This is a genomic window from Synechococcus sp. R55.3, from assembly GCF_047461975.1.
Classification (GTDB): Bacteria; Cyanobacteriota; Cyanobacteriia; order Thermostichales; family Thermostichaceae; genus Thermostichus.
Genome location: NZ_JANSIG010000001.1, coordinates 32,365 through 49,505 on the forward strand (window position 1 = coordinate 32,365; position 17,141 = coordinate 49,505).

Sequence of the window (17,141 nt, forward strand, 5' to 3'; positions counted from 1 at the left end):
GGGGCTTGCAACCCAGCTTTCTCGGTCACCGGGATCCTCGCCCAAACTTGGCAGACAATGAAGTACGGAACTGATTGGCTCTCCGCATCCATGAGCTATTTGATCGCGGTACTGCCGGATCGTATGGCCGCTGAGGCGGCCTACAGCGCCCTGGAGCGAGCGGGCTTCCCGCTAGAGCGATTGCACCTACTGGGGCGAGGCTACAAAACCGCCGATGAGTTTGGGCTGATCGATCCGGCCCGAGCCGCCCGCCGTCAGATGCAGCGTTTGGCCATTTGGTTGGTGCCCTTTGGCTTTTTGGCTGGGGTGGGGTTCAGCGTCTTGAGTGGCTTGGATACCTTCGCCTGGGCGGGATCCCTGGGCAACCACCTCATCGGTGGAGTGTTGGGTGGAGCCGCAGCGGCCATGGGCAGCTTTTTTGTCGGGGGCGGGGTGGGCTTGTCTGGTGGCTCCGGCGATGCCTTGGCTTACCGCAACCGCCTCGCTGCGGGCAAGTACGTGCTCATTGTGGAAGAAGAGAACGAAACCCGCCTCCGCGAAGCCACGCGGATTTTGCGCCAATTTGAGCCGGAGAATCTGCAAGGGTACAGAGAGCGCCCGTAGACTGGGAGATCGGGGTGGCTACTGAGGGCAACTCAGGGAGGTCTGAAAGCATGTCTTGGCTTTGGCAGCAAGTCCCATCGCCGCTTGGGCGGTGGCGGAAGGAAGGGATCCCCAGCTTTGCCGCTGCTGGGGGTGCACTGGCAGTTACGGGGTTTTTTTCGCCGGCTTTTGCCCACCACGCCCTGGGAGGGAAACTGCCTGCAACGGCCTGGGAGGGATTTCTCTCCGGGCTGGCTCACCCTGTCATTGGCTTGGATCACCTGGCCTTCGTCGTGGCCATCGGTCTTGTGGCGGCGGGGCAGCCCTGGCGCTACGGGATCCCGCTGGGCTTTGTGTTGGCGGGTCTGGTGGGCACTGGGATCCACCTGGCCGGCTGGGATCCCCTGGGACTGACGGAGCTGGCCATTGCCTCTTCCGTGGTTCTCTTCGGCTTGCTGCTGGTGCAACCGCGGCAGATCCCAAGTTGGCTCTTGCTAATGGGGGGATCCCTGGCGGGGCTATTCCATGGCTATGCCTACGCCGAAACCATTATCGGCGCCCAACCCATGCCTTGGGTGGGATATCTACTGGGGTTGAGCACCGTCCAGTATGGGGTAGCTCTCCTGGCCCTTTGGGCAGCAGAACGCTGGGGGTTGCGGATCCCTGGCTTAACTCGCTGGGCCGGCTGGGCGATTACAGTGGTGGGGGCTGCCTTCCTGACCTTGGCAGTGGTGGGCGCGTAAAAAGCGCTAATTTTGCTCCCTTGCGCTCGGGATCCCCGATCCGGTACAAGGATAGCGGTGAAGATCTGTAAAACGAGGGGAGATCCCATGGAGCGCACCTTTATTGCCATCAAGCCAGACGGCGTGCAGCGGGGGCTGGTGGGCACCATCATCCAGCGCCTGGAGAGCCGGGGCTACCAATTGGTGGGCTTGAAGCTGGTGCAAGTGAGCCAAGAGCTGGCGGAAGCCCATTACGCCGAACACAAGGAGCGCCCCTTCTTCCACAGTTTGGTGAAGTTCATTACCTCGGGGCCGGTGGTGGCTATGGTCTGGCAGGGCAAAGGGGTGATTGCTGCCGCCCGTAAGCTCATCGGCAAGACCAACCCCCTGGAGGCAGAACCGGGCACCATTCGCGGCGATTTTGGCATCGACATTGGCCGCAACCTCATTCACGGCTCCGATGGAGTTGAAACCGCGCAGCGGGAGATCGCCCTTTGGTTCGATGAGTCGGAATTGGTGAGCTGGACACCGGTTGCCCAAAGCTGGATTTATGAATAAGTATGGCTATTGCAAATCGCCAACCTCATCTCCAACGGCAGTGCTATGATCCCCAGTTATCCTCTGCCTTCGGCACAAAGGCTAGGAGCAAAGTCTGTGCAGCACTCCGGGGCAATATCTCAAACGGGCTTCAATTGGCTGTGAACTGCTGCCCTGGAAGCGCCTCGACCCACCCCTTCTCTGCCAAAACTTGAGCGGCAAGCAGGATTTGTTTCTTGCTGAATTGCCGTTTCCTTTCTGCCCAGGCGTGGAAACCCTCCACCAGCGCCTCCGCCGTGGCAGGGTGCTCCCGAGTCAAAATCCAGTGAGCAGTAGCGAGCAGTTCTAAACCGTACGGCGACTCAAAGCCCTCCACGAGGTCACTGACACGCTCAAAGCGTTCTCTCGTCTCTGGCTGATCGGCGAGATAGCTGTGGGCCTCCTCGATGGCGCCAGGCACCAGCTCCAGCTTCTTGTCTGGTCGGTCACTCCCCGATCCGTACCCAGAGATGTAGTAACCCTCGATTTCCTTAAGAACATGCCGCAGGTTCTCGGCGTAGGGTCCATGAACGCCCTTTGTAAATCGCAGGCGAAGCGGCTCCCCGGCTTCCTGCAGGAAGTACATCAGCTTGTGCAGCTCAAGCAAAGAGACAAACGGAACAAGTAGACCGTTTACATAGCGCTCCATAAGGCCCACCAGCACCGCTCTTCCCGGCGTCAAGGAAGGGATCTGGCCGCGGCGCATGCTCTTCGGTAAAGGCTGAGGCCCGGTGGGCTCAAAGACAAGGATGTGGACGTCGGGAAGTTCTGCTAGCGCCTGCTCGATGCGGGAGCGCACATCGGGCCAATGAAGACCCCCGAGGCCGCAGCCTAGGGGTGGCAAAGCGACTGAGCGCAGACCAAGATGCCTGATCTCCTCGGCAAGGGACTTCAGCCCAGCTTCTATATCCTCGATCCGCGACTTCCCCCGCCAGTGGCGTTTTGTGGGGAAATTGATGATGTAGCGCGGATTGGTCAGGTTTCCGGTCTCGAAAACGAACATTTTGCCCGGTTGGACTTCCCCCCGCCGGCAGGCTGCCGCGTAGGCCTTGAAGTTCCCAGGCCATGATTTCAAGTGCTGTCGCAGAACCAGTAACAAGAATCCCCTGCCTAAAAGCGGGGGGGTATGTCAAAATCCCTTGCAAGTTGTCTACATGGGTAATGTGGTAGATTTTGGGACTTTCTGGAATTGGCGCCATACCTCCGCTCTACGATGCAGCTTTGAAAAAGGCAGAGCCAGATGCGCTTCAGTCGGAACGAGAGTTGAGACCGACAGGCTTTTGAGCAGTGGAGCTCTCGCTTGGCTCGGGCAGATAGAGACGTTCTTCCGAGGCGTCATACTCAAATAGCTCCGCATAGCGTCCCCAGTCAATGGCGGTGGCAAACTGCCGTTCGGCTTCAGCGTGGGGGAAATGTTCATCCCAGAGATCCAAAAAGAAATCCGCCCGCATGGAGCGGCTGCCTTTTTCTTCCAGGGTCTGCAAGATGCTGCGGAACACGGGAACCCGTGCCAATAGCTGTTGTCGGAAGAGATCCTTGCTGCGCAGGATGGTGGTGTTGGCAAAGTCCTGGCCAATTTCGGTCAGTTGCACCACCCCGCTGGCCACCTCGGCAAAGCCCAACAGCACCGCCGCATCCAAAATCGGCAGCAGATCGTCCACGGCCAGTTGCAGCCGCTCGGCCAAATCGGCAATCTCCGCCCGCCCTTGCGGCCACTCCACGATCAACTCCAGCAGACCGCTGATCCCGCCCACCCGTGCATGGGGCAGAGGCAGGGCATAGGGGGAAGTGGCCTTATCACCAGCCAGCGCAGGCAGAGCCACCTCTCCGGTAACAGCAATTTCGGGGTTGGTCATGATCTCGTAGATGTAGTCCACCAAGGACTTGAAGCGGGGATCCGTGCGCTCGTGGGGCCGCGGCAGATCTATTCTCACCTCCCCCCGGATCCGCCCCGGGTTGGATCCCAGAATCACCACCCGATCCGCTAAAAACACCGCCTCTTCGATGTTGTGGGTAACGATGAGGATGCTTTGGGAAGGGAAGGCTTGCGCATTCCACAGCTCATCAATTTCCCCCCGCAGGTTTTCCGCCGTCAGCACGTCCAAAGCGCTAAAAGGCTCATCCATAAACAGCACCTTGGGCTCCAAGACAAAGGCGCGGGCAAAGCCCACCCGCTGCTTCATCCCCCCCGAAAGCTCCTTGGGGTAAGCGTTCTCAAACCCATCCAAGCCCACCAAGTCAATGGCCTTCAGGGCCTTTTGCCGGCGGATCTCGCGGGGGATCCCTCGGGCTTGCAGCCCCAGCTCCACATTTTCTTGCACGGTCAGCCAGGGTAGGAGAGCAAAGCTCTGAAACACCATCGCCACATCGGGGTTAGGCCCGCGTAGAGGCTGGCCGTTGCTCAGCACCCGCCCTTGGCTGGGGGGGATCAGGCCCGCCATGATGCGCAAAAGGGTGCTTTTGCCACTGCCGCTGCGGCCCAGCAGAGCCAAGACCTCCCCTGCCCGCACTTGCAAATCAATTTGGCTTAAAACGGTAAACTCCCCCTTGCCCTCTGGCAAAGGAAAGCGCTTGTAGACTTTCTCAACCTCAATTAAAACGGGGGAAGCTGCAGAGCTCATAGAGAGATTGCCTCAGAAACTGAAAAGACTAAAGGTGATATTTTTCTTCTGCCAACCGATACAGCCGTCGCCAGAAGAGGCGGTTAAGGCCCACCACAAACAAGCTCATCATGCCAATGCCCAAGGTAATGCGGGGCCAGTCCCCCACCGAGGTTGCCTCGGCAATGTAGGTGCCCAACCCCGTAGCCGTCAGGGTGGTGGATCCCCAGGCCACAATCTCCGAGACAATGCTGGCGTTCCAAGCGCCGCCGCTGGCCGTGACTCCCCCGGTGACCCAGGCGGAAAAGATCCCTGGAATGATCAGCTTTCGCCAGCGCTGCCATCCTCGTAAGCCCACATCCACGGCCATTTCTCGCAAGTCCGTGGGGATGCTTTGGGCACCGGCAATGGAGTTGAAAAGGATATACCACTGTGCTCCCAGCGACATAAGCAAAATGCTGCCCCACTCAATGCTGATCTGGGTGCGGATAAAAAACAACGTGGCAAAAGGAAAGAGGAAATTGGCGGGAAAAGCTGCCAGAAATTGCACCACCGGCTGCAGCAGTTTTGCCAGCTTTGGATTAAAGCCAATGGCCACCCCAATGGGAGTCCAGATCACCGTGGCGAACACCAGCAACACGCTAACCCGCAGCAAGGTGAGGATCCCCAGCCCAAAGCTCAGCAGCACCTCCCCAAAGCCCACAGTGGTGGCCACAAAATCAACAATCCAAATCCCAATGCCGCCAATAGCTATCCAGGAAAGCTGAGTCAGCAGCCGCTCGCGGCGTCGCTCGACCTCAGGACTAAGGGGATCCACCCAACGGGGGCGAGTTAAGTGGGACAACAGCCGATCCACCAACTCTGCCAAGGGGGACAGCCAACTGCCGATCAGCCGCGGGATCCGCGCCGTGGTCAGCAGATCGTACAGCCAGGATTCGGGGGCAGCAGCCCCGCTGCTCTGTTCCAGGCGAAACTTATCCGACCAAGCCACCAAAGGTCGCCAGAAGAGCTGATCCACCAGCAGGATCACCCCGGCCATGGTCAGGAGCGCCCAGCCCAGCTTGGGCAGATCCTCCGCCTGGACGGCCGCTTCCACATAGGATCCCAGGCCCGGCAGCGTGTATTCCTGGTTGAGCACGCTGATGGCTTCGCTGGCTGCCACAAAGAACCACCCTCCGCCAAAGCTCATCATGGCGTTCCAGATGAGGCCCACCATTGCCGCCGGCACTTCCAACTGGGTAAAGCGCTGCCACCCCGACAGGCGATACAAGGTAGCCGCTTCCACCAACTCTTGAGGCAGCGTGCGCAGGGATTGGTAGAAGGAAAAGGTCATGTTCCAGACTTGGCTGGTGAAGATGGCAAAGATAGAAGCCGCCTCCAGCCCCAGCAAGCTGCCGGGAAAAAGGGCAATAAAGCCGGTGACGGTAATGGAGAGAAACCCCAACACCGGCACCGATTGCAAGATATCCAACAGGGGGATCAAAATTCGCTCGGCCCAGCGGCTTTTGGCAGCAATGTAGCCATAGATCAAGGTAAAAAGGGTGGAAAAGGCCAAGGCAATGAACATGCGCAAGGTGGAGCGGGCCGCATAGTAGGGCAGGTTGCGCGGATCCAAGTCGATCCGGGGCACCACCGCCGGGGGCTGAAACCGCTCAAAAGCCCCTACCCCCACCTGCGCCACCAAGGCCAGGAGAACCAACGTGCCCAGAATGATGGCCCCATCGGCAGCCCCCGCTGGCAGCCGACGCAGCGCCTCCGGAGAAGGAAAAGTCCTCATGTTCCCTGACCAAGCCCGGCATCCGCGCCCAGTGTACACCGTTTGCGGTTAGCCAGGATCCAGCCGGCTACTCTTCCGGCAAGTCGGGGGGAGACTCCTTCCACTGGGGATCGTCCAAGATGGCTTTTTTGGTCTGCTTGAGTTGTTTCCACAGCTCCTTGATTTGCCAGTAGGCTTCTTCCGGGGTAATTTTGCCCCCGGTTTCCAAGCTACAAATCAAGGACACTTTATTGCTAAATTCCTGCAGGTTGGCATCAAAAACTAGGTTCTGCGGCTTCACTTCGCCCCAGTAGGGATAGCGAGGCGAAATGAATTCATCTTTGTTGGGAGGTTTGTTGGGAGGAGTTGGTTCTGCCACGGCCTAACCAGGGTAAAAGAATGGTTCACAACAAGAAGGTCAACATGAAAAGCTCCATTAAAGCAGGATCTACTAGCCCAGTTTATGGGCGTTTTCTCTTAACCGGCTTGGGTACTTTTGTGGGATCTCGCAGAGGATAAAACGGCTCTTGAATAGACGCTTCCCCACGTGTCGAGGGGGTGGAACTCTTCCTGGCTTTGGGTTGGGGGGGGGAACGCTTCAGGCGTGGGCGCGGCGGCGTTTTGAGTACTGGGCCGATGGGAGTGCCCGCCTCCACATAGAGCAGGGATCCGCGGCGGCGCACCTGCAGATCCCAGAAATTGCCTACCCCTTTGCCCGGCAGGGATCCAATCAGGCGCAATTTGAAGGCTTGGGGCTTGGGGGCTGCGGCTCCATCCTTCTGGACTCGCTGAGAGGGAGAGTTGGCGGAAGCTTTTTTGCCCGATTGACGGATCTTGACAATGATGAACCCTTTCTCCTGGGATTGAAAAACGACCTCGCCCCGGATGGAAAACCAATCCGGCACCACTGTTGGACGGGATCCCTCGGGGAGAGTTCGCCCCATTTCTTCTGGGGCCCACACCCCCAGCAACTGCACGTGCAGATCTTCGGTTTTGTCGCGGGTGCGAGGATAAACCACCCACAGATAGTTGCGTTCCGGCCGTAGATGCTTGCGTACCAGGCTCATCACCCGGCCCAGCAATACGGCATTGAGATCCAAGCCATCCGAGGTGCGCAAAATCCCGCGGGTAAAGTGCTCTGGGGAGGGGATGTATTGCCCTTCGATGAGGCCGATGGCTCGGTATTGCATCTTCTCCCCAGGCGGCGGGATGGGTTCCAGACAGACTCGCTCTCTTTCTGCCGCTTTCTTTTCCCCCAAGGTAGCGGTGGTGCTGACAACGGGCTGCAAGGACTCCGTCCCGCTGTCGCGAGCAGCACCAGGATCCTGAGCTTTTGCCGACGACAGGGATCCCTTGGCCTCACCCGTTGAGCTGGGTCTGGGGGGCCGTACCGGTCGAAAGGGAGGTCTCAGATCGGAGGACATTGTGACGGTTCCGTTGCTGTCAATTCAGAGTGCTCGGCGGCAGACATTTACCGTTGCAAAAACAGGCCATAACTTTGCTCTTGACCCAAGACCTGCTCAACACACCATTCACTAGCCTAACAACGCCCAACAGCGTCTTTCCATCCTGCTTCCATTGACAAACTCCCAGCAGGTGCCCTCGTCGGGAACTGGGGAGCCAGCAGTTGTCAACACTGTAGCCGACGTGTAGCCAATACTAGCAACTGTTCCAAGGGAATGGTTCTCAGGCCGCAGAATGTTTATCCCCCAGACAGAACCATTTCATCTTTATGGTCATTTCGATTCGAACTAGGACATTATACTCACACCCAAAACATTGAAGGTGCAGAGCCAGAAGGCTTTTCTCAGTAGCCCAGGCGTCTCACCCTAAGCTGAAACGAATAGAGTACCTGTAGTTTTTTCCAGCAACGCTGACTGGAGCCAATAGAGGTGTTTTTGCACAGCCGGGATCCAACTGGCCGATCCCCAGGGCTCTCTAAGGGCTGGATTGCATTCCCTCAGCCAAGGGGATCCATTCAGCCATCTTGAAGCTCATCGCTTAGGCAGGCGTTACCCACACCTGGGGAGTAAAACTGCCGTGTAGGCCATAGGGAATGTGGTGCCGCAATGGGATCCGCGCAACCGGGCCGGCTGTCAGGTCGGCTGCTTCTAGGATCACCACTTGAGAGCGCTGGCTGGCCGCATCAAAAACCACCGTCACGATCCACCCTGCCTCTTCTCCCTGGTCTTCTGGATTGGGGATGAACACCGGTTCTCCCACAAAGCCGCGGGGGGCAAAGCTGTACTGCTGCGTGCGGCCTGTGGCGGTATCCAGCTTGAGGATGGCCTGTAGGGGAGCATTGGGGCCGGGGGCATGGGTGGCCCCGATGTAGATGTAGCGGTGGGATCCCCCCATTTGAGCCGGGTGGATGGCCGGAAACTCCACCGAGCGATCCAGCAGCAGTTCTCGGCGCACACTGCCCGCCTTGGGATGCAGATAAAACCGCCACAGCTTGCCCGCTGGAATTTGGGCAAAGTCAATCTGCAGGTAATCGGCATCCGGCTCCAGGGCAGGGTAGCTCTCATAGAGGACGGCATCCACCACCACCTGATCCCCGACTTCGTAGCCGTTGACAAAATGGAAAACAAACCCCGGCTCCGTTTCCAGTTGCAGCGGCTCGTCGCCCTGGGGAAAGAGCCAGATGCGGGTCGGCTCCCCCGGTTTCAAGGTCAGACAGGTGCCCGCCGGTTGCCAGCCCAACACAAACGGCAGGGGATTGAAAGCCAAGGGATTTTGGAAAAAGATGCGGTAGCGGGGTGTCCAGACAAAATCATGCAGAAAGGCAAAGCCCCGCAGGCGGTAATCCCGCTTTTCCACCAAGCGCCCGCGCGAGTCCAGACGGTAAAACAGCAACGTGGAGTTCTGGGCAGCCCGCACCCCAAAGGCGATGAGATCTCCCGTGTGGGGATCCCGCCGGGGATGGGCAGTGAAAGGCTGGTTGGCTGAGATCCCTCCTGCAAACGTTTCGATCCCCTCGGTGGCCAAGGTGGCCGGGTTCAGCCGGTAAGGGGCACTGGCCTCCCACAGGGCCAGCAGCTTATCTCCCTGGTAGATGACGTTGGTGTTGGCGGGATTTTTAAACCGCAAGTCGAGAAAGTTGCTCCACCAGCCGCCCGGCTTTTGAGTGCCAAACACCCCTCGGTAAAGCACCCGACCGGCTTTTTCCTCTGCTTCAAACTCGCGGGTGCGCACAAACCGGTTGCGAAAATGAACCTTCCCCTCCACAAAGGTGATGGCGCAGACCATGCCGTCGCCATCGAACGGGTGCCCGTAGCGCTGGGATCCCACCTCCAGCTTGCCTGGGCCGTTGCGAAACAGGGTTCCCCGCAACCCTGCCGGGATCCGTCCTTCGATCTCCGTAATCCAATAGTCGTACTCCTGGGATAGGGAGCGATAGCCCAATTGCCAGTCGGTGGTGCTGTAGGGAAGGGAAGCGACGCTGACCATGGAAGATCTGCATGCAACGCCCTCTATTGTTGCTTAAACTTTTGTGAAGTCGCCAGTTTTTCTGGGCCCGGATAGCCACCTTGGTTGGGATCCCCAAGATGGAGTCGCCCCGATTCGACTATGGTAGGAAATGCCCCCAAAGCGCCTGACAGGATTCACAGTACCCATGTTTGATGCCCTCTCCGAGAAGTTGGAATTGGCCTGGAGAAAGCTGCGCGGCCAGGACAAGATCACCGAAACCAACATTCAAGAAGCTCTGCGGGAGGTGCGGCGAGCCCTGCTGGATGCGGATGTCAACTTGCAGGTGGTGAAGCAGTTTATCGAGGATGTGCGGGAAGCTGCCCTGGGATCCGAGGTCATCCTGGGGGTGACACCGGATCAGCAGTTCATCAAGATCGTCCACGACGAGCTGGTGAAAGTGATGGGGGAAGCCAACGTGCCCATTGCCCAAGCGGAGCAGCCTCCCACCATTGTCCTCATGGCCGGTTTGCAGGGATCCGGGAAAACCACCACCTGCGCCAAGTTGGCTCTGTATTTGCGCAAGCAGGGCAAGAAGTCTCTCATGGTGGCCGGAGACATCTACCGTCCGGCGGCCATCGACCAGCTCAAGACGCTGGGCCAGCAAATTCAGATCCCCGTTTTCGACCTGGGCAAAGCAGATCCCGTCGAGATTGCCCGGCAGGGGGTGGAGACGGCCCGGCAGCAGGGCTACGACTATGTGATTTTGGACACTGCCGGTCGTTTGCAGATTGACCTGGAGATGATGGCAGAGCTGGAGCGGATCAAGGCGGCGGTGCAGCCCCACGAGATCCTGCTGGTGGTGGATGCCATGATCGGCCAAGAGGCAGCCAGCCTTACCCGAGCCTTCCACGAGCGCTTGGGCATCACTGGGGCCATTCTCACCAAGCTGGATGGGGACACCCGCGGTGGGGCCGCCCTTTCCATTCGCCAAGTGTCCGGTCAGCCCATCAAGTTCATCGGTGTTGGCGAAAAGGTGGAAGCGCTGGATCCCTTCTACCCGGATCGCATGGCCTCCCGCATTCTGGGTATGGGGGATATCCTCAGCTTGGTGGAAAAAGCTCAAGAGGAAATCGACCTGGGAGATGCCGCCAGCATGGCGGAGAAGATGATGACTGCCCAGTTTGATTTCACCGATTTCCTCAAGCAGATGCGCCTAATTAAACGCATGGGATCCTTGGCAGGGCTGCTGAGACTGATGCCAGGGATGGGCAAAATCAGCGAGGAACAACTGCAAAAGGGACAAGACCAACTGGCCCGCGCCGAAGCCATGATCAACTCCATGACCCCCGAAGAGCGGCGCAACCCGGATCTGTTGGCCCGCAGCGTCAGCCGCAAACGACGGGTGGCCCGCGGATCTGGCCACAAGCTGGAGGATGTCAGCCGACTGGTCAGTGATTTTCAACGCATGCGCGACATGATGCGCAACATGGGCATGGGTGGCGGTTTTCCCGGTATGGGTTGGGGGGGTGGGCGTACCTCTCTTCCCGGCGGGGATCCCAGTTGGCGCGGACGTTCAACGGCCTCTCCCTCTCGGCAACAGCCCAGCCGCAAACCGGGCAAAGGTGGGGGCAAAAAAGGGGGCGGCAACCGCGGATTTGGGGGCAAGTAGGATAGGACTATGCCCTTCCACGTTGTTTTGGTTGCCCCAGAGATCCCGGCCAACACGGGGAATATCGCCCGCACCTGTGCAGCCACCGATACGCCTCTCCATCTGGTGGATCCTCTGGGGTTTCGCCTTTCGGATCGCTACCTCAAGCGGGCGGGGCTGGACTATTGGCAGCACGTCCAACTGTATCGCTACCCCTCTTGGTCTGCTCTGGTGCAGGCCCACCCTGAGGCCCGGTTCTGGTGTTTTAGCGTGCGCGGCAAAGCCCTTTATACGGAAGTAACCTATCAGCCGGGAGACTGGTTGGTGTTCGGCAGCGAAAGCCGGGGGTTGGATCCCATGTTTTTGGAAACCTATCCCAGCGTGCGCATTCCGTTGCGGGGGCCGGTGCGCAGCCTGAACCTCAGCAATGCCGTAGCGATTGCCCTTTTTGAGGCGCTACGTCAGCAGGGATCCCTGACAAAAGAATAAGTGGTCGGGTTGGCCCTGATATAATAGCTACTTCTCCCCGTCAGGAAGATGTGTGCTCTGCAGTATCTGCGCCCCGACTTGCTCTACCTCAAGCCCTACGACGCTGTGCCAGCCCCGGCTGCCGACAAGCTGGATGCCAATGAGTTCCCCCTCGATTGGCCGGCGGGCTTTAAGCAGAAGCTCTCCCTCCTTTGGGAAAAGGGGATCCCCAGCAACCGCTATCCCGATGCCCACCACCGGGGCCTGAAGCAGGCCATCGCCGCCTATGCCGGAGCGGAGCCAGAGCAGATCAGCCTGGGCAATGGGTCGGATGAGCTGATCCGCTCCCTGCTGATTGCCACCTGTCTGGGCGGGCGGGGCGGCATTTTGGTGGCAGAGCCCACCTTCTCCATGTACGCCATCCTGGCCCAGAGCCTGGGGATCCCGGTGGTGCGGGTTCCCCGCGACCCGGAGACGTTTGCTCTGGATCTAGAGCGATGTCAACAGGCTTTGAGGGAGCATCCGATTCGGGTGGTGTGCCTGGTGGATCCCAACTCGCCGACGGGGAATGGCCTGACGGCTGCAGAGTGGGAGTGGGTGGAAGGGCTGCCCGAAGAGATTCTGGTGATTTTGGATGAGGCCTATTTTGAGTTCAGCCGGCACACAGCCCTGCCCAAATTGGCGGAGCATCCCAACTGGGTAATCTTGCGCACCTTCTCCAAAGCCTTTCGCCTGGCGGCCCACCGGGTGGGCTATGCTGTGGGTCATCCACAGCTTATGCAAGTGTTGGATGGGATCCGCCTGCCCTACAACCTCACGGCCCTTTCTCAGTGGGCGGTTCAGATGGCTTTGGAGCATGCCGAGGAGCTTTTGGCCGACGTGACGCTAATTTGTCAGGAGCGGGAAGCCCTTTATCAAGCTCTGCAGGAGCTGCCAGGGGTGCGGGTGTGGCCCAGCCAAGCCAACTTCCTCTACTTCCGGGTGGCCGGCTGGGATCCCCAAGAGCTGCAGCGGGCCTGGCAGGAGCTGGGGACTGGTGTGCGCTACACGGGTGGGGGGCTGCGTCTGACGGTGGGCACCCCTGAAGAGAACCGACGGGCCTTGGAGCGCCTGCGCCAAATCCTGCAATAGGCCTCCCGGCCTGCGTTCGGAGCCAGCCTAGGTGGATGGGTCGGCGCGCGAAAAGCGCTGGATCAAGCTGTGCACCTGCTGCAAGTGTCGTTCGTCCAGATGCTCCAGCGCCTGGGCGATTTCCGCTCTGAGTCGGCTCTGGGTGTCGGTTTGGGCCCGCTGCAGCAGCCAACTTTGGACAGGGCTGGGGTGCTCCACAAAGTCAAGCGCCCAGGGATCCCGTTCGTCCAGCTCAGGTTCTGCCTGGGGCAGTTGCTCCCCCCAGCGCTCTTGAGCCTGTCGAAACTCCTCCGCCAAACGATCTGTTGGGCGCCCCTCCGCTTGGAGAACCTCTTGATACCTTTGGTGGGTCACCAGCCAGCGCTGCCGAATTTGAGAGCGTTGCTGCCTGGTCAGCCTGCCGGTTCTGCTTTCGGTGAAGCGCTCGTAAAACCTGAGCGTGTCTCGGTAGTGGCCCAATCGCTCACAAGCCAAGCCTACCTCCAGGGGCTGTAGCCACCAGGCCCGCTCCATCTGTGTGCTGGTAACCACTTCCTGCAGAAAATCTCGCAGCCCAGGGGATTTGCGCCTCAAGTCTTCCCAGTTGGTCCGGATATCCCGGGCCATGGCAGCCACCAGCTCGTAGTCATGTCCCCGCTGCCACGCCTGAGGATGGGCCTGCACCGTTTTCCAGAGCTTCTCCCACTCTCGGCACTGGATCAGAACTCGCAGCATCAGCGGCCAGTCTTTCAAGCGCTCCAGACTGGTGACGACGTCGCCGATGTACTCTGCCCACTCGCCTGTGAGGGGACGTCCTGCCTCTTGCCATCGGTCCAGCACCACCGAGTCTTGGCGGTCTTTGGATAGCCACCTCACCTTGCCGGGAAGGGGTTCCAGGTGGATCTTGGCCCGGTAGTAGGGGGAATGCTCCGTTTGGCCCCCCTGATCCCAAACCTCTACCGCCCGCTCAAATTCCTGCCGATAGAAGTGACAGATACCCCAAATCTTGTAGTACTGATTCGCGAACAGCTGCCGCTGGCCGAGAAAGGCCAGACGTCCCTTCAAAGCCTCAAGGGTCTCTTGCAAAAACCAGCTGCGGGCCTCTGCCTGAGGGCAAAAAGTTTCTAAGTTGTTGAGAACTTGCTCAAGCTCTGCCAAAAATTGCTGTACACACTCTTTCCAGGTGGGATCCGTTCGCGTAAGCGGGACGAAGTCCCTATCTTTGGGGCTGACTTCAACGCTCAGCCAATCTCGCACCCGCACCACCTGTCGGAAGCGCTCCATAGACTTGACAGAGGTTCTTTGGGTCGCCACCATCAAGTCCACCAAGGGGCTGTAGTCTGGGATCCCAGGACATCCAGCAAAGTAGGCGGCGTTACGCTGCAGCTCCAACCAGGCCTTCCCTCTCCAAAAGCACTCCCAGGCTTCTCGTTTAAGATTTTTGTTGGGCAAAGCAGACTGCTCCAGGCTCAGGAACTTTTGCCCTGCGGAAACGTAATCCCTCTGGAGCTTGAGGAGCCAGGCCTGACATTCCTGTTCTAGAGGTGGTTTTTTTGCCTTCCGCGCCAGAGTTTGAACATCCTCCAGAAGTTTGAGGTTGCCCTCCTCGATGCCGCGCCTGAGAAGCTCAAGAGCTGCCTCCTGCAGATCTTCCAAGCTTGTATTGGTCCAGTACTGGATATTGATGCCTTTGACAGGGTAACCCAATACCGGTGGGTCGGTCTCCCATTCCGACCGATCCGGTTGCAGAGAAGGATGATCGAGCCAAGAGTTGGATTCTAAGCTTGGATCCCAGAACTCCCGCCAACCGGCAGAGGTGTCCACAATGGCCAGGGCCTCGATGGGGCGGGTAATGCCGACATACAATTGGTTGAGAAAATAATGGAGTTGCAGGGATATCGCCTCCCCAGCTCCTCGGGCGTAATAATTAAGCTGCCGGTTAAAGTTTTGTCGATAGGCGTTTCCAAACTTGTAGAGGATAACTTTTTTGAACTCCATTCCCTTAACAGACGTAGCAGTTTGCAGGAGCGGTGGTTTAAGATTCTGCTTCAATTCCTCGGCAAAGATCTTCTGGAGTTCGGGATCCTGACGCACGTAGTTCAGCTCCTCTCCCACAGGACAGGGTAAGATACAGACTGTTCCTGTGAGATCACTAAGCATTTTTCTAAGCTCATCTTCGATTAAGTTTCTTTCCTGACCATCCAGCACAAACCTTTGAACCGGCATGCCCTGCTCATGGGGACGCCAGGGCTGTTGGGGATAGATTTCTCGACTCTTGCTGAGAACTCGCCGCCACAGGTTGACTACATTGCTAAAACGAGTAACTTGTGGATTGCTGCGATAGTTGTTTCTCAGCTCCTGCGGGCCTGCAATCTCAAAGGGATGGCTCGGCAACAAGTAGGCGCGGATATGCTCGTAGAGATATTTTTTCAGAGCAGCCCAACGAAATCCCGTTGGGTTAATGGTTTGCAAGGGATCCCCGGCAAAGGCATAGGGCAGGCGCTCAATAGCCCAATCCAACTTGTATTTTCCCCAAGGAGATAAGCAAAAAATGATATTCAGCTCAAGTTGGGTAAAGTCCTGAACCTCATCGCAAAAAATGACTGGATGAATAGGATTAAGAGTGCCATTTTGCAGCACATCTCTGGCCAAATCTTGGTCATCCCAGTAGCCCTCATGGGTGGTTCGATCCCGGTAGCCTGGCCAAATCTCTTCGTAAATCTGCTCGAAGGCTTCTTCATCCACACTGCGGTCGGCCTCAGGCAATTCTCGGTAGCTATCGGGATCCAAATAGTCACTGACCTCATAGCCTTTGATCAGCGTGCGAATGGTGTGCCAAGCCAGCTCTACATCGCGGCGACCACAATACCAGCTCTGAAATCGATAAAAATTGACATACCGATCCGGTTGGTAGCGTTCTTGCCGCTCGGCAGGAAGGCAGTTCAGCAGGTAATCCTGAAAAGTGCTAAAAAAAGTTTGACATTGCTGAATTTCCTCCGTGGAGAAGCTGCACCCCTTCTCCCGATAGCGGTGGCTGATGCGCAAAATTGAACTTACCCTGTCGCGGGCTTGCTGCACCAAACTGGGGCTATAGGTCAAAAAGAGAGGGCGGTACTCAAGAGGTCTCTGTTTTGAAGTTTTGAGGTAGTGGCTGCAATAGTCGGCAAAGCGGTAGTACAACATCAGAGATTTGCCACTCCCGGCCCTTCCGTTGATCAGTAGGGGCATGGATGTACTCTGCAGGATTTCTTCCTCCTCCATGGACAAAGCCAAATTTCCCTCTGTGATCTCCTGCATTTCCAACCAAATGGTCTCATCCATCACCATGTAGTCGGGGTAGGCGCGACGGGCGTACCGCTTCCACACCTCCAAAGGTTGCGGGTGCTGGAGAATGTCTGGCTGCTTGGCTTTCATCCCAAAGAGGCAGGTTTGGCATCCCAGCTCAAACCGTTCCTTTTGCTCTGGGGCGTGGTCGTAAACCCCGATGAGAAATGGAAACAATCTCCCTGGCTGCTCGCACGCTTGTACCAAGCTGACGGCCAGATACAGGGATCCCTCCTGCCAGCATTTGACCTCTGCCTTCAGATAAAACGGCGGGAGCTGCCGGTAGAGCCTGCCTTCAATGTCATCTACCAATACCAAGCGGGATACTGCTTGGTAAGCCTGGCGCCGCTGCTCTGGAGAAAGGGCCCGTACTTGCCGAACCCATTCCCCACTTTCCAACACCAGCCGCTCCTGCGGATTGGGAGCATTCAAGAACTGTGTCCATTCATACAGCTCGTCGGGCAGAGGGGGGAGATGGTTTGGCGGATCCCCTGGTTCGTGCCGCTGCGCCAGCCACGCCTGCAAACGGTCATCGGGCACCCAGCTCCGCACCCGTTCTTGATAATCCGGATCTCGCCGTCGGTCTAAGAACTCCCGGTATTCGTGACTGCCTCTCGGCCAGAGGCCAAACAAAACCAGAACGGGTACCTCGCCTACATAGCGCAGCTCCCCCACCAAGCGAATGTTGTTGCGGAGATTACGCTTCCAGTAAGGGTAACGAACGTCAAACAACTGGCTCAAAAGGGTGCGACCCCCCTCTTCCAGCCGTTCTATCAATGCTTCTAGGTTGCACTGGGTTTTGCTTCCCAGAAATTCCTCCGGGCAATATACATACATGGGATCTCGCTGGGTATACCTGGAAGCCATCCTAGTGCCGGACTACTGGCGAAAATTGCCGCTGTGCCAAAAGTCTTAATTTTTTTCATAATCCCCACGTAGCCCAC

Annotated in this window: 13 protein-coding genes; 6 read left to right on the top strand and 7 right to left on the bottom strand. The window is 58.0% G+C overall.

Annotated elements, in window-relative coordinates:
- The first annotated feature begins 90 nt into the window (after positions 1 to 90).
- The 3 genes from NW849_RS00165 to ndk all read left to right on the top strand — a co-directional run bounded on the left by NW849_RS00165 (position 91) and on the right by ndk (position 1,862).
- Entirely contained in the window at positions 91 to 603 is a 513-nt protein-coding gene (locus NW849_RS00165) for a hypothetical protein (RefSeq protein ID WP_414355362.1), read from the top strand.
- A gap of 50 nt (positions 604 to 653) precedes the next feature.
- Positions 654 to 1,325 (top strand): HupE/UreJ family protein, encoded by a 672-nt coding sequence (locus NW849_RS00170; protein WP_414355365.1) that lies wholly within the window; start codon positions 654 to 656, stop codon positions 1,323 to 1,325.
- A gap of 87 nt (positions 1,326 to 1,412) precedes the next feature.
- The gene (gene ndk / locus NW849_RS00175) at positions 1,413 to 1,862 is read left to right on the top strand and encodes a nucleoside-diphosphate kinase (protein ID WP_011431937.1); all 450 of its coding nucleotides are present in this window, start codon (positions 1,413 to 1,415) and stop codon (positions 1,860 to 1,862) included.
- Positions 1,863 to 1,992: 130 nt separating this feature from the next.
- On the opposite strand, the gene NW849_RS00180 is transcribed toward ndk, so the two are convergent.
- From NW849_RS00180 to NW849_RS00205, 6 genes are all read right to left on the bottom strand, one after another.
- On the bottom strand, positions 1,993 to 2,979 hold the full coding sequence (locus NW849_RS00180; protein ID WP_414355368.1) for a macro domain-containing protein: 987 nt from the start codon (positions 2,977 to 2,979) through the stop codon (positions 1,993 to 1,995).
- 148 nt (positions 2,980 to 3,127) lie between these two features.
- The gene (locus NW849_RS00185) at positions 3,128 to 4,501 is read right to left on the bottom strand and encodes a nitrate/sulfonate/bicarbonate ABC transporter ATP-binding protein (RefSeq protein ID WP_414331442.1); all 1,374 of its coding nucleotides are present in this window, start codon (positions 4,499 to 4,501) and stop codon (positions 3,128 to 3,130) included.
- A gap of 28 nt (positions 4,502 to 4,529) precedes the next feature.
- Positions 4,530 to 6,257: an ABC transporter permease gene (locus tag NW849_RS00190; protein WP_414355370.1), complete on the bottom strand. Its 1,728-nt coding sequence runs from the start codon at positions 6,255 to 6,257 to the stop codon at positions 4,530 to 4,532.
- Positions 6,258 to 6,324: 67 nt separating this feature from the next.
- A complete protein-coding gene (locus NW849_RS00195) occupies positions 6,325 to 6,615 on the bottom strand; it encodes a hypothetical protein (RefSeq protein ID WP_414355373.1) in 291 nt (96 codons plus the stop codon).
- A gap of 82 nt (positions 6,616 to 6,697) precedes the next feature.
- Positions 6,698 to 7,660 carry a hypothetical protein gene (locus tag NW849_RS00200; RefSeq protein WP_414355376.1) on the bottom strand — a complete coding sequence of 321 codons (963 nt, stop codon included), beginning with the start codon at positions 7,658 to 7,660 and terminating at the stop codon, positions 6,698 to 6,700.
- Between the two features lie 577 nt (positions 7,661 to 8,237).
- Complete coding sequence (locus NW849_RS00205) at positions 8,238 to 9,686, bottom strand: carotenoid oxygenase family protein (RefSeq protein WP_414355379.1); 1,449 nt, start codon at positions 9,684 to 9,686, stop codon at positions 8,238 to 8,240.
- Positions 9,687 to 9,852: 166 nt separating this feature from the next.
- On the opposite strand from NW849_RS00205, the gene ffh reads away from it, so the two are divergent.
- Genes ffh through NW849_RS00220 form a run of 3 tightly spaced genes read left to right on the top strand, consistent with a single transcriptional unit; the run spans position 9,853 to position 12,894 of the window.
- Positions 9,853 to 11,316, top strand: a complete 1,464-nt coding sequence (ffh, locus tag NW849_RS00210) for a signal recognition particle protein (protein WP_011431929.1) — start codon at positions 9,853 to 9,855, stop codon at positions 11,314 to 11,316.
- A gap of 9 nt (positions 11,317 to 11,325) precedes the next feature.
- Positions 11,326 to 11,784 (top strand): tRNA (cytidine(34)-2'-O)-methyltransferase, encoded by a 459-nt coding sequence (locus NW849_RS00215; protein WP_414342486.1) that lies wholly within the window; start codon positions 11,326 to 11,328, stop codon positions 11,782 to 11,784.
- Positions 11,785 to 11,832: 48 nt separating this feature from the next.
- Complete coding sequence (locus NW849_RS00220; RefSeq protein WP_011431927.1) at positions 11,833 to 12,894, top strand: histidinol-phosphate transaminase; 1,062 nt, start codon at positions 11,833 to 11,835, stop codon at positions 12,892 to 12,894.
- 27 nt (positions 12,895 to 12,921) lie between these two features.
- Here the strand turns inward: NW849_RS00220 and NW849_RS00225 are convergent, their stop codons facing one another.
- Positions 12,922 to 17,034 carry a hypothetical protein gene (locus NW849_RS00225; protein ID WP_414355381.1) on the bottom strand — a complete coding sequence of 1,371 codons (4,113 nt, stop codon included), beginning with the start codon at positions 17,032 to 17,034 and terminating at the stop codon, positions 12,922 to 12,924.
- Between the last annotated feature and the right edge of the window lie 107 nt (positions 17,035 to 17,141).